Here is a 13305-nt window from a genome sequence, read left to right on the forward strand (position 1 = left end):
AAAAAGCCGCTGATCGCTCAGCGGCTTTTTACCTGCCGGGAGGCGCATGCGCTTACCCGGCCTACAGACTGACTGTATTAATCTTCTTTTGAACCGCGCATTGCACGTTTACGATCGTTTTCAGTCAGGTGACGTTTACGGATACGGATAGACTGTGGTGTTACTTCTACCAGTTCGTCGTCATCGATGAATTCCAGAGCCTGCTCCAGCGTCATCTTAACCGGTGGAACCAGAACCGTTGCTTCGTCAGTACCGGACGCACGCATGTTGGTCAGTTTCTTACCGGTCAGGCAGTTTACCGTCAGGTCGTTAGAACGGCTGTGAATACCGATGATCTGGCCTTCGTAAACTTCTGCACCGTGACCCAGGAACAGCTTACCGCGATCCTGCAGGCTGAACAGGGCGAACGCAACCGCTTTACCCTGACCGTTGGAGATCAGAACGCCGTTGTTACGCTGGCCCACTTCGCCCGGACGGACGTCGTCGTAGTGGCTGAAGGTGGAGTACAGCAGACCGGTACCGGAAGTCATGGTCATGAACTCAGAACGGAAGCCGATCAGGCCACGGCTTGGGATCACGTAGTCGAGACGTACGCGGCCTTTGCCATCTGGATTCATGTTTTTCAGGTCGCCTTTACGCTCACCCAGAGCCTGCATTACAGAACCCTGATGCTGCTCTTCAACGTCCAGCGTCACGTTCTCGAATGGCTCTTGTTTACGGCCATCGATTTCACGGAAGATAACTTTCGGACGGGAAACCGCCATTTCGAAACCTTCACGACGCATGTTTTCGATCAGAACAGACAGGTGCAGCTCACCACGACCAGAAACGCGGAATGCATCAGCGTCTTCGGTTTCTTCAACGCGCAGCGCAACGTTGTGCACCAGCTCTTTGTTCAGGCGGTCAAGGATCTGACGAGAGGTAACGAACTTACCTTCTTTACCACAGAACGGAGAGGTGTTGACGTTGAAGAACATGGTTACGGTCGGCTCATCAACAGACAGCGCTGGCAGCGCTTCCACATTCTGCGGGTCGCAGATGGTGTCAGAGATGTTCAGCTCGCCCAGACCGGTGATAGCGATGATGTCGCCAGCTTCCGCAATGTCGCTCTCGATACGCTCAAGGCCCAGGTGAGTCAGCACTTTACCGACTTTACCGTTACGGGTTTTACCTTCGCTATCGATGATAGTGACCTGCTGGTTTGGCTTCACTTTACCGCGCTTGATACGACCAATGCCGATTACACCAACGTAGTTGTTGTAGTCCAGCTGAGAGATCTGCATCTGCAGGGTACCGTCGAGATCGACGTTTGGTGCCGGAACATGGTCAACAATCGCCTGGTACAGCGGGGTCATGTCTTCAGCCATGTCTTCGTGGTCCAGACCAGCGATACCGTTCAGCGCAGACGCATAAACGATCGGGAAGTCCAGCTGTTCGTCGGTCGCATCCAGGTTAACGAACAGGTCGAAGACCTGATCAACAACCCAGTCAGGACGCGCGCCAGGACGGTCAACTTTGTTGATTACCACGATTGGCTTCAGGCCATGGGCGAATGCTTTTTTGGTTACGAAGCGCGTCTGCGGCATTGGGCCGTCAAATGCGTCAACCACCAGCAGCACGGAATCCACCATGGACATCACGCGCTCAACTTCACCACCGAAGTCGGCGTGCCCTGGGGTATCAACGATGTTGATACGGTAGTCATTCCATTTGATCGCGGTGTTTTTAGCGAGGATGGTAATCCCACGCTCTTTCTCCAAATCGTTGGAGTCCATCACGCGTTCTTGAGTTTCGGCACGCGCATCGAACGTACCGGATTGCTGCAGCAGCTTATCAACCAGGGTAGTTTTACCATGGTCAACGTGCGCGATGATGGCGATATTACGCAGATTTTCGATCACAACTTTGCCTCAGGCATTAGAAATAGCGCGTTATTGTACACGGATTAATCGCACTACAAAACAGGATCACAAACATCCCCCGCAAACAAGTATCGCAGAGATGCTTTGTGATCGCTTTCACGGAGCGGTAAAAGGGCACTTTAACGTAAATTGCACCAATATGGTGCTCAATGTTCACATTGAAGCACTATAATGGTGCAACAAAACCACCGTGGTGCAGCCCTTTTGCACTACGGTGCGCATGATAGCGCCTTTTTGGGGTGTTTTAAAAGTTGGCACAGATTTCGCTTTATAAAAAATACGGCAACAAAAGGCACCACCGCCTGCCTTATACAGAATTTGAAGACCTCGTTACCACGACGACAATGACCAATCTGGAGAGTTAAGTATGTCCGCTGAACACGTTTTGACGATGCTGAACGAACATGAAGTGAAGTTTGTTGATCTGCGCTTCACCGATACCAAAGGTAAAGAACAGCACGTCACTATTCCTGCTCATCAGGTGAATGCCGAATTCTTTGAAGAAGGCAAAATGTTTGACGGCTCCTCCATTGGTGGCTGGAAAGGTATCAACGAATCCGACATGGTTCTGATGCCTGACGCATCTACTGCCCTCATTGACCCGTTCTTCGAAGAGTCTACCCTGATCATCCGTTGCGATATTCTTGAGCCAGGCACCCTGCAGGGTTACGACCGCGACCCACGCTCTATCGCTAAACGCGCTGAAGAGTATCTGCGCTCCACCGGCATCGCAGACACCGTTCTGTTCGGGCCAGAGCCAGAGTTCTTCCTGTTCGACGACATCCGTTTTGGTGCGACCACTTCCGGTTCCCACGTTGCTATCGATGATATCGAAGGCGCATGGAACTCCTCCACCAAATACGAAGGCGGTAACAAAGGTCACCGTCCAGCCGTTAAAGGCGGTTACTTCCCGGTTCCACCGGTTGACTCTTCCCAGGACATCCGTTCTACCATGTGTCTGATTATGGAAGAGATGGGTCTGGTTGTTGAAGCCCATCACCATGAAGTTGCAACTGCTGGCCAGAACGAAATCGCCACCCGTTTCAACACCATGACCAAGAAAGCGGACGAAATTCAGATCTACAAATACGTTGTTCACAACGTTGCGCACCGCTTCGGTAAAACCGCGACCTTCATGCCAAAACCAATGTTTGGCGACAACGGTTCCGGTATGCACTGCCACATGTCCCTGTCCAAGAACGGGACTAACCTGTTCGCTGGCGACAAGTATGCGGGTCTGTCCGAGCAGGCACTGCACTACATCGGTGGTGTTATCAAACACGCTAAAGCGATCAACGCCCTGGCGAACCCAACTACTAACTCCTACAAGCGTCTGGTCCCAGGCTACGAAGCGCCAGTAATGCTGGCCTACTCTGCCCGTAACCGTTCTGCTTCTATCCGTATTCCGGTGGTAGCTTCTCCGAAAGCACGTCGTATCGAAGTGCGCTTCCCGGACCCAGCTGCTAACCCATACCTGTGCTTCGCAGCACTGCTGATGGCGGGTCTGGACGGTATCAAGAACAAGATCCACCCGGGCGAAGCGATGGACAAAAACCTGTACGACCTGCCGCCAGAAGAAGCGAAAGAGATCCCACAGGTTGCCGGTTCTCTGGAAGAAGCCCTGTTGGCGCTGGACGCAGACCGCGAGTTCCTGACTGCGGGCGGCGTGTTCACTGACGAAGCGATCGATGCTTACATCGCACTGCGTATGGAAGAGAACGACCGCGTTCGCATGACGCCGCACCCGGTTGAGTTCGAACTGTACTACAGCGTCTAATCTTCAATCCCTGTCGCGCGGCCTTTTCCGCGCGAGATTGATAGCCGTTTTTTTTGTTGCCGTGGAAACTTTTCAGCCCATCTTCGGATGGGCTTTTTTCACCGCCAACAAGCTGATCTGACGCGTTTTTCGCCGTAAAAACGCTATACTGCACTAAAATAGTGCAAACAACTCCAGGAGACTGCTGAATGGCAACTGGCACGCTGCCCGATGCTGGGCAGATCCTCAATTCTCTTATCAACAGCATTTTACTGGTCGATGACGATCTGGCGGTGCATTACGCCAATCCCGCGGCCCAGCAGTTACTGGCGCAAAGTTCACGCAAACTGTTTGGCGCGCCGCTGCCCGAGCTGTTGAGTTATTTTTCCCTGAATATCGGCCTGATGCAGGAGAGTCTGCAGGCGGGGCAAGGTTTTACCGATAACGAAGTGACGCTGGTGATCGACGGACGCTCGCATATTCTGTCGCTGACCGCGCAGCGGCTGCCGGAAGGGCTCATTCTGCTGGAGATGGCGCCGATGGATAACCAGCGTCGCCTGAGTCAGGAGCAGCTCCAGCATGCTCAGCAGATTGCCGCCCGCGATCTGGTGCGCGGCCTCGCCCATGAGATCAAAAATCCGCTCGGCGGCCTGCGCGGCGCAGCGCAGCTGCTCACCAAAGCCCTGCCCGACCCGGCGCTGGCGGAATACACCAACGTCATCATTGAACAGGCCGACCGCCTGCGGAACCTGGTGGATCGCCTGCTGGGACCGCAGCAACCCGGGATGCATGTTACCGAAAGCATTCACAAAGTGGCGGAGCGCGTCGTCAAGCTGGTGTCGATGGAACTGCCAGATAACGTCAGGTTAATTCGGGATTACGATCCCAGCCTGCCGGAACTGCCGCACGATCCCGACCAGATTGAACAGGTTTTACTGAATATCGTGCGCAACGCCCTGCAGGCGCTGGGGGCGGAAGGCGGAGAGATTATTCTGCGTACCCGCACCGCCTTTCAGCTCACCCTGCACGGCACACGCTACCGTCTGGCGGCCCGCATTGATGTGGAAGATAACGGTCCGGGCATTCCTTCCCATTTACAGGACACGCTGTTTTACCCGATGGTCAGCGGCCGTGAAGGCGGGACCGGGCTTGGCTTATCGATTGCCCGTAATTTGATAGATCAGCATTCCGGCAAAATTGAATTTACCAGTTGGCCGGGTCATACCGAGTTTTCGGTTTACCTGCCAATCAGGAAATAGAGGGTTAGGTTATGCAACGAGGGATAGTCTGGGTAGTTGATGACGATAGCTCCATCCGCTGGGTGCTTGAACGGGCGCTTACCGGAGCAGGTTTAAGCTGCACCGCTTTTGAGAGCGGTGCCGATGTGCTTGATGCACTCACCACCAAAACCCCGGATGTGCTGCTGTCCGATATCCGTATGCCGGGAATGGATGGGCTCGCGCTGTTAAAACAGATCAAGCAGCGTCATCCGATGCTTCCGGTCATCATAATGACCGCCCACTCCGATCTGGATGCTGCCGTCAGCGCCTACCAGCAGGGGGCGTTCGATTATCTGCCAAAACCGTTCGATATTGACGAAGCGGTGGCGCTGGTTGAACGCGCCATTAGCCACTATCAGGAACAGCAGCAGCCGCGTAATGCCCCGGTTTTCGGGCCTACCACCGATATCATTGGTGAAGCGCCGGCGATGCAGGATGTGTTTCGCATCATTGGTCGCCTGTCACGCTCCTCCATCAGCGTGCTGATTAACGGCGAGTCAGGCACAGGGAAAGAGCTGGTCGCGCATGCCCTGCATCGCCACAGCCCGCGCGTCAAAGCCCCGTTTATCGCCCTGAATATGGCGGCGATCCCCAAGGATTTGATTGAGTCCGAGCTGTTCGGCCATGAAAAAGGGGCCTTTACCGGCGCTAACACCATCCGTCAGGGTCGCTTTGAGCAGGCCGACGGCGGGACGCTGTTCCTGGATGAGATCGGTGATATGCCTCTCGACGTTCAGACACGTCTGCTGCGCGTGCTGGCGGACGGCCAGTTTTACCGCGTGGGCGGCTACGCCCCGGTCAAAGTGGATGTGCGTATTATCGCCGCCACCCACCAGAACCTGGAGCTGCGCGTCCAGGAGGGCAAATTCCGTGAAGACCTGTTCCACCGCCTGAACGTCATTCGCGTACACCTGCCGCCGCTGCGTGAGCGCCGGGAAGATATCCCGCGCCTGGCGCGTCATTTCCTGCAGGATGCCGCCCGGGAACTGGGCGTGGAAGCCAAGCTGCTGCACCCGGAAACCGAAGCGGCGCTGACGCGTCTGGCCTGGCCGGGTAACGTGCGTCAGCTGGAAAATACCTGCCGCTGGCTGACGGTGATGGCTGCCGGCCAGGAGGTGTTGATTCAGGATCTGCCGCCCGAGCTTTTCGAAACCCACGTTCCGGAAAGCAGCACCGGCCAGAGCCTGCCCGACAGCTGGGCGACACTGCTGGCGCAATGGGCCGATCGCGCGTTGCGCTCCGGTCATCAGGACCTGCTCTCCGAGGCGCAGCCCGAAATGGAGCGCACGCTGCTGACCACCGCGCTGCGCCATACCCAGGGCCACAAGCAGGAGGCGGCACGCCTGCTCGGCTGGGGGCGCAATACCCTGACGCGTAAGTTAAAAGAACTGGGGATGGAGTGATCGCCTCCCCCCTGTGTAAAGAGAGTTAATTAAGCGCAAAGTGATGCTATTTTGCGCTTTACTGTACTGATGAGTTGAGTATGATCTTGCCCGGAAAATGGGGGGGTCATCATGCTGGAATCGATCGTGAATTTGTTGTCTGGCGGCCTTGAAGCCAGCGCAGCAGCGGGACATACACCACAAACGGCCATTGCAGCTGTGCTGTGTGCGGCGCTGGTGGGGTTGTTTAGCTAGCACTTCGCTTACCCGGCCTACGAAAGCGCGAAATGTAGGCCGGGTAAGGCGAAGCCGCCACCCGGTAATGCGGCTTAAATCACCCGCGAGAACTGCTGCATACGGGCTTTCTGCCGCAGATAGGCATCGAAGCACATACAGATATTACGAATCAACAAACGCCCTTTCGGCGTAACTTCAATCGCACTCTCCGTCACCTCCACCAGCCCATCTTTCGCCAGCGGCGCCAGCAGCTTTATATCTTCCGCAAAGTAATCTTTAAAAACGAGATCCCACTGCGCTTCCACCGTGCGGAAGTCGAGACGGAAGTTACAGATTAGCGCCTTGATCACGTCCCGGCGAATACAGTCGTCGCGGGTTAACGCGATGCCGCGCCACAGTGCGTTGCCGGTCTCATCCACCTGCTGATAGTAGAGCTTCAGCTCTTTCTGGTTTTGCGCATAACAGTCGCCAATCATGCTGATGGCCGACACGCCCATCCCCAGCAGGTCCGTATCGCCCTGGGTGGTGTAACCCTGGAAGTTACGATGCAGAACGCCTTCTCGCTGGGCAATCGCCAGCTCGTCATCCGGTCGGGCAAAGTGATCCATGCCGATGAACTGGTAGCCGGTCTGGGTTAACGATGTGATGGTTTCCTGCAGGATATCCAGTTTTTGCTGCGCGGATGGCAGATCGGCATCTTTGATTTTGCGTTGGGCAGCAAACAGCGTCGGCAGATGCGCATAGTTGAAGACGCTCAGGCGGTCCGGGTTGAGTTCCGCCACGCGCTTCAACGTGTAGGCGAAACTTTCTGGCGTCTGCTTCGGCAGGCCATAAATCAGATCGATATTGGTGGAGGTGAAGCCAATCTCCCGGGCATGATTTAACAGAGCAAAGATGAACTCTTCATCCTGCTCACGGTTGACCAGCCGCTGGACCTCTTTATTAAAGTCCTGCACGCCCATACTCAGGCGGTTAAACCCTTCGGCACGCAGATGATCGAGCACATCCAGCTCGATTTCCCGCGGGTCTACTTCGATAGAGATTTCAGCATCGCCATTGAAGCGGAAGTTATTCCGCAGCAGGGTCATCAGACGGCTGATCTGCGCTTTATTCAGGTAGGTCGGCGTACCGCCGCCCCAGTGGAGCTGGCTGACGTGACGACCGGCGAACTGCGGCGCGCGGTGCAGGATCTCCTGCTCAAGCGCATCCAGATAGTGATCCGCCTTGTGCTGCTGGCGGGTCACAATTTTGTTGCAGCCACAGAAATAGCAGAGCTTGTGGCAGAACGGGATATGAACATACAGAGAGAGCGGGCGGTCAGGATAACGCGCTACCGCCTGCTGAAACTGGGTTTGACCGAACGCGTCGGAAAACTCCAGCGCAGTGGGATACGAGGTATAACGCGGCCCGGAATAGTTATATTTCTGGATCAGGGCCAGATCCCAGTCGATGGTTGCTACAGACATGCTCACTCCTTCCGTTGGTGTCGCGTTCGTATACGGCGGCCCGTTCTGCCCCCTGTGCGGGCCATGAATCGGGTGCGCAGCCACTTCTGTCGCCGCGACAACCGCCGTAGTTTAACGAATAACCACACCAGATAACATATAACCGGAAGGGTTATTAGCAGGACAATAGAACCTGCCGGGTGCAAATGTTAGTTTCCACCTTTCAACAGGCGCATCATGTCTTCCTGTTTCTCTTCTTCTTCCTCTTCGTCTTCATCGTCGTAAGAGAGGCCAAGCTTCTGCATCAGTTCATCGATGCGATCCAGTTTGGCATCTACCCATGACTGCTCTTCGGCATTCAGGGTTTCGCCCTCTTCAAGACGTTCCAGCAGCGCGTCCAGGCGCTCATCATTCTCCAGCAAATCCAGCTCAGCCTGCGGTGAAAGCATAGGTTTCTCGCTCTTCGGTTTGTGCTGCCTGGTGACCGGGGCATCGGTCACGCCTAATGGAACCGGTTTTTTACTGCCGATACGCGGGTCTTTCTGCTGCTTGTTATTCGCAGACGCGCCCGAAGTACCGCCACTCGCGCGGCTACCCGCAGCATGACCACGATGTTTTTTCTCGCGTTTGCGATCGCGCGCTTCCTGATTCAGTTCTTCGCGCGTTTTGCGGCGTGCTTTAGCAGGACGTTTAGCGCCTGCAGCGGAGGTCGGTTTTTTCATGTGTTTTGTCTTAAAGTCGTTTTCTTGAGTATAGAATTGCGGCGAAATCTAGCAGAAAGCAAGCAAAGAAAAAAGGCGACAGAGCAATCTGTCGCCTTTTTTCCTGACTCACAACCCATTACGGGTCTGACAATCCCTGTTTGCTTACGACTCACCCTGTCTATCCATTAGCAGGTACCGTCCGTGATAGGTTCCATTTCCCTTTGTAACGCCTCCAAGGCGTACGTCTTCCTGACTTTCCTGTGTCTTCGCCTCCTGGCGCTCCTGACCCTAATCCTTAAGTCTGGCTCCTGTCGGCATCCTCGCCGTTGAACGCTACTTTACCGTTTCCGGCTAAACGCACAAGCCACAAACGCACTTTTACCGAGTATTTCAGACTAAGACTAAAAGTTAATAGGTTGATTTTAATCGTTTTGATTTTTTAATGCGCTGCGATTTTTCTTAAATATCCCATAGTAAAAATGGCAGATCTCTCACAAAGCTCAGGGTTTTTACTTACAGCCGGGTTGCCGATGGGAAAAGCCTTTTCTCTCTGTTCAGGTATAATCCCCCCAACGTTACGAATTTCTGGAGACAACCACGTGACCAACCTGAATTATCACCAGACGCATTTTCTCCTCAGTGCGCCTGATATTCGCCATTTACCCGCCGATACGGGTCTTGAAGTGGCATTTGCTGGCCGGTCCAACGCGGGGAAATCCAGCGCTCTGAATACCCTGACCAATCAGAAAAGCCTGGCGCGTACCTCTAAAACGCCTGGCCGCACCCAGCTGATTAACCTGTTTGAAGTCGCACCGGGCAAGCGCCTGGTGGATTTACCAGGCTACGGCTATGCAGAAGTTCCGGAAGAGATGAAACTCAAGTGGCAGCGCGCGCTGGGGGAATATCTTGAAAAACGTCTGTGTCTGAAGGGCCTGGTCGTCCTGATGGATATTCGTCATCCGCTTAAAGATCTCGATCAGCAGATGATCCACTGGGCCGTAGAGAGCGGGATCCAGGTGCTGGTACTGCTCACTAAAGCCGACAAGCTGGCCAGCGGCGCGCGTAAAGCGCAGGTGAATATGGTGCGTGAAGCCGTGCTGGCGTTTAACGGCGATATCCAGGTAGAGGCGTTTTCTTCGCTGAAGAAGCAAGGCGTGGACAAACTGCGTGAGAAACTGGATATCTGGTACAGCGAGCTGGAACCCGCGTCAGAAGCGGATGAGTAAAGATGAGCGCGGCGATGTCCGCGCTTTTTTTTGCGCTGACCTTATCTTTGCCGCAATAAAAAACGCCCCAGTCATTACTGACTGGGGCGGCTAAAATATTCAGCCAAATCCGATTACGTGAAGTAAAAGGTCTGAAAGATAGAACATCTTACCTCTGTACCCTACGTGGATAACTCTACCCTTTTTTGAACTACAGACAAAGCACTTTTTGTAGTTTTTTTTCATTCTTTACATAGGGAATTCTAATGATCGTCACAAAACGTTCATGGATATGTTGCTTACTTACAGAAAGTGTTCATATCCCAGAAAGCGTTAGTGAGCCTGATCCCAGTTTTCTCCCCGGCCGACTTCCACCAGCAACGGCACATCCAGTTTGACGCTGTTCTCCATCAGTTCATGGATCTTTTTCGAGACCGGTTCCAGATCGTCTTTATGCACCTCAAACACCAGTTCATCGTGTACCTGCATGATCATCCGCACTCGCGGCTGCTCTTTCTCCAGCCAGGCGTCAACGGCGATCATTGCACGTTTGATGATATCTGCCGCCGTCCCCTGCATCGGGGCGTTGATTGCCGCACGTTCGGCACCGGCACGGCGGGCCGCATTACTGGATTTGATGTCCGGCAGATAGAGGCGACGCCCTTCCAGGGTTTCGACATAGCCTTTTTCTTTTGCCTGGGCGCGCGTGTTCTCCATATATTGCAGCACGCCCGGGTAGCGCTCGAAATAGAGATCCATATACTTCTGCGACTCTTTGCGCGGAATATTGAGCTGGCGGGAGAGGCCAAAGGCGCTCATGCCGTAGATAAGGCCAAAGTTGATCGCCTTCGCGCTGCGGCGCTGTTCCCCGGTGACGCTCTCCAGTGGCATACCAAACACTTCGGCTGCCGTGGCCCGGTGAATATCCTGCCCTTCAGCAAAGGCGGTCAACAGCCCTTTATCCCGGGAGAGGTGCGCCATGATGCGCAGCTCAATCTGTGAATAGTCAGCAGAGACGATGACGTAATCCTCTGGCGCAATAAACGCCTGACGGATACGGCGCCCTTCTTCATTACGCACCGGAATGTTTTGCAGGTTAGGATCGGTTGAGGAGAGTCGCCCGGTAGCCGCTACCGCCTGATGGTAAGAGGTGTGTACACGGCCCGTTTTTGGGTTGATCATCAACGGCAGCTTATCGGTGTAGGTCGATTTTAGCTTTGCCAGCCCACGATACTGAAGGATCACTTTTGGCAGAGGATAGTCCAGCGCCAGCTCCTCAAGCACCTCTTCAGAGGTGGACGGCGCCCCGCCCGGCGTTTTCTTCAGCGGCTTGATACCCTGCTTTTCAAACAGGATGGTCTGCAGCTGTTTAGTGGACGACAGATTAAACGGCTCGCCGGCGATCTCATGCGCTTTTTGTTCCAGCTCGTGCAGACGCAGGGCGATCTCTTCTGAGTGCTTGTGCAACACAGCCGGATCGATTTTCACGCCATTGCGCTCGATGCGGGACAGAACCGGCACCAGCGGCATCTCGATATTCTGGAACACGTTCAGTGGCCCGGCGTGTTTTTGCAGCTTCGGCCACATCTTTAAATGCAGTTGCAGCGTGACGTCAGCGTCTTCTGCCGCATAGTGCCCCGCCTCTTCCAGGGCGATCTGGTTAAAGGTCAGCTGATTCTTGCCCTTACCGGCGATCTGCTCAAAGGTGACGGTTTTATGCTTCAGCCAGCGGTCGGAGAGCGAATCCATATCGTGACGACCGGCGACGCTGTCGAGGATATAGGACTCCAGCATGGTATCGAACGCAATGCCGCGCAGTTCGATACCGTAGTTTTGCAGGATACCGCGATCGAACTTCAGGTTTTGCCCTACCTTCAGCGCTTTTTCATCTTCAAGGATCGGCTTAAGGAGTTCGAGCACGCGCTCACGGGTAAGCTGCTCTGGCGCGTCCAGATAGTCGTGGGCAACCGGCACATAGGCGGCAACGCCCGGCTCTGTGGCAAATGACAGCCCCACCATATTGGCGGAGACATTATCGAGGCTGTCGGTTTCGGTATCGAAAGCGAATACCGGTGCCTGGTGTAACTTTTCAATCCAGCGTTGCAGCTGCGCTTCATCCAGAATGGTTTCGTAATGCTCAGAAGAGAGCACGCTGGCTTCTTCTTCCGGCTCCTCTTCTGCATCGATCACCAGGGTCTCTTTTGGCTTAGCTGCTGGTTTAGCCCCTTTCGCCTGCAGCCATTTCCCCGCTTCGACATCGGTTATCCAGCGTTTGAACTCGTACTGCTTAAACAGGCCTAGCAGCTCTTCAACGGCAGGTTGCTCCACTTCAAGCTGTTCACAGGTCAGATCCAGCTCGACGTCTGTTTTGATGGTTGCCAGCTGATAAGAGAGGTAGGCCACCTCTTTGTTCTGCTCAAGCTTAGCGGCCATGGTTTTGGCACCGCGGAAGGTCAGCCCGGCGATTTTATCCTGCTCGCTATACAGCGTATCCAGCCCGCCCAGACCTTGCAGCAGCGCCTGGGCCGTCTTTTCGCCCACGCCCGGTACGCCAGGAATGTTATCGGAGGAGTCACCCATCAGCGCGAGGAAGTCGATGATCAGTTCCGGCGGCACGCCATACTTAGCGACGACCTCTTCCGGCCCAAGAATGGTATTGGTCATGGTGTTAATCAGGGTGATCCCCGGCGTGACCAGCTGAGCCATGTCTTTATCGCCGGTGCTGATCAGGACCGGGCGGCCCATTTTCTCTGCTTCACGCGCCAGCGTACCGATAACATCGTCCGCTTCAACGCCCGAGACGGCCATCAAAGGCAGCCCCATCGCTTTTACCATCTTATGCAGAGGCTCAATTTGCGCGCGCAGATCGTCCGGCATCGGCGGACGATGAGATTTGTAATGCTCGAACAGCTCATCCCGGAAAGTTTTGCCTTTCGCATCGAAGACCACGGCGGCATGGCTTGGCTGATACTGCATGATCAGGCTACGCAGCATGTTCAGCACACCATACATTGCGCCCGTAGGCTCTCCTGCGCTGTTGGTCAGCGGAGGAAATGCGTGATATGCCCGATAGAGGTAAGACGAGCCGTCGACGAGAATAAGCGGATTTTCGGGGATCTGAACCATAATGTCCGTGCCTTTAAGTAATTTATGAATAAAGGATGCCACAGAAGGATGAAAACATCAGTTTTTCACGGCCAATACAGCCAAAGATTTTGTGATCCTGAGGATCGCTCGCAAATTAAAACTGTGGATAAGTTTGTGAATATTTTCTGTAACCTGGATTAAATGTGCTTAATGAGGATCGATGAGATAATTATTAAACTTACTAATCAATAACTTGTGATTTGATCACGATCTCATATTTTCGGTTG

9 protein-coding genes are annotated in these 13305 nt (G+C 54.3%); 5 read left to right on the forward strand and 4 right to left on the reverse strand.

The window, feature by feature from the left end:
* Positions 1–77 precede the first annotated feature (77 nt).
* Complete coding sequence (typA, locus tag GNG29_RS22790) at positions 78–1901, reverse strand: ribosome-dependent GTPase TypA (protein ID WP_103177576.1); 1824 nt, start codon at positions 1899–1901, stop codon at positions 78–80.
* A 388-nt stretch (positions 1902–2289) separates the two neighbouring features.
* On the opposite strand from typA, the gene glnA reads away from it, so the two are divergent.
* From glnA to GNG29_RS22810, 4 genes are all read left to right on the forward strand, one after another.
* Complete coding sequence (glnA, locus tag GNG29_RS22795) at positions 2290–3699, forward strand: glutamate--ammonia ligase (RefSeq protein WP_103177577.1); 1410 nt, start codon at positions 2290–2292, stop codon at positions 3697–3699.
* A 188-nt stretch (positions 3700–3887) separates the two neighbouring features.
* Entirely contained in the window at positions 3888–4937 is a 1050-nt protein-coding gene (gene glnL, locus GNG29_RS22800) for a nitrogen regulation protein NR(II) (protein ID WP_103177578.1), read from the forward strand.
* Between the two features lie 11 nt (positions 4938–4948).
* Positions 4949–6361, forward strand: a complete 1413-nt coding sequence (gene glnG / locus GNG29_RS22805; protein ID WP_103177579.1) for a nitrogen regulation protein NR(I) — start codon at positions 4949–4951, stop codon at positions 6359–6361.
* A gap of 111 nt (positions 6362–6472) precedes the next feature.
* Complete coding sequence (locus tag GNG29_RS22810; protein WP_139156310.1) at positions 6473–6595, forward strand: YshB family small membrane protein; 123 nt, start codon at positions 6473–6475, stop codon at positions 6593–6595.
* A gap of 74 nt (positions 6596–6669) precedes the next feature.
* On the opposite strand, the gene hemN is transcribed toward GNG29_RS22810, so the two are convergent.
* The gene (gene hemN / locus GNG29_RS22815) at positions 6670–8043 is read right to left on the reverse strand and encodes an oxygen-independent coproporphyrinogen III oxidase (protein WP_156655412.1); all 1374 of its coding nucleotides are present in this window, start codon (positions 8041–8043) and stop codon (positions 6670–6672) included.
* A 188-nt stretch (positions 8044–8231) separates the two neighbouring features.
* Positions 8232–8744, reverse strand: a complete 513-nt coding sequence (yihI, locus tag GNG29_RS22820) for a Der GTPase-activating protein YihI (protein ID WP_103177582.1) — start codon at positions 8742–8744, stop codon at positions 8232–8234.
* 581 nt (positions 8745–9325) lie between these two features.
* Here yihI and yihA point away from each other — a divergent pair.
* On the forward strand, positions 9326–9952 hold the full coding sequence (yihA, locus tag GNG29_RS22825; protein WP_103177583.1) for a ribosome biogenesis GTP-binding protein YihA/YsxC: 627 nt from the start codon (positions 9326–9328) through the stop codon (positions 9950–9952).
* Positions 9953–10264: 312 nt separating this feature from the next.
* On the opposite strand, the gene polA is transcribed toward yihA, so the two are convergent.
* Positions 10265–13057 carry a DNA polymerase I gene (gene polA, locus GNG29_RS22830; protein ID WP_156655414.1) on the reverse strand — a complete coding sequence of 931 codons (2793 nt, stop codon included), beginning with the start codon at positions 13055–13057 and terminating at the stop codon, positions 10265–10267.
* Between the last annotated feature and the right edge of the window lie 248 nt (positions 13058–13305).

The organism is Leclercia sp. Colony189, assembly GCF_009740165.1.
Lineage (GTDB): Bacteria > Pseudomonadota > Gammaproteobacteria > Enterobacterales > Enterobacteriaceae > Enterobacter.

Bases quoted from the DNA above. Each gene is read 5' to 3' on its own strand.
- glnA (WP_103177577.1), top strand. From the start codon at position 2,290: ATGTCCGCTGAACACGTTTTGACGATGCTGAACGAACATGAAGTGAAG.
- GNG29_RS22810 (WP_139156310.1), top strand. From the start codon at position 6,473: ATGCTGGAATCGATCGTGAATTTGTTGTCTGGCGGCCTTGAAGCCAGC.
- yihI (WP_103177582.1), bottom strand. From the start codon at position 8,744: ATGAAAAAACCGACCTCCGCTGCAGGCGCTAAACGTCCTGCTAAAGCA.
- glnL (WP_103177578.1), top strand. From the start codon at position 3,888: ATGGCAACTGGCACGCTGCCCGATGCTGGGCAGATCCTCAATTCTCTT.
- hemN (WP_156655412.1), bottom strand. From the start codon at position 8,043: ATGTCTGTAGCAACCATCGACTGGGATCTGGCCCTGATCCAGAAATAT.
- polA (WP_156655414.1), bottom strand. From the start codon at position 13,057: ATGGTTCAGATCCCCGAAAATCCGCTTATTCTCGTCGACGGCTCGTCT.
- glnG (WP_103177579.1), top strand. From the start codon at position 4,949: ATGCAACGAGGGATAGTCTGGGTAGTTGATGACGATAGCTCCATCCGC.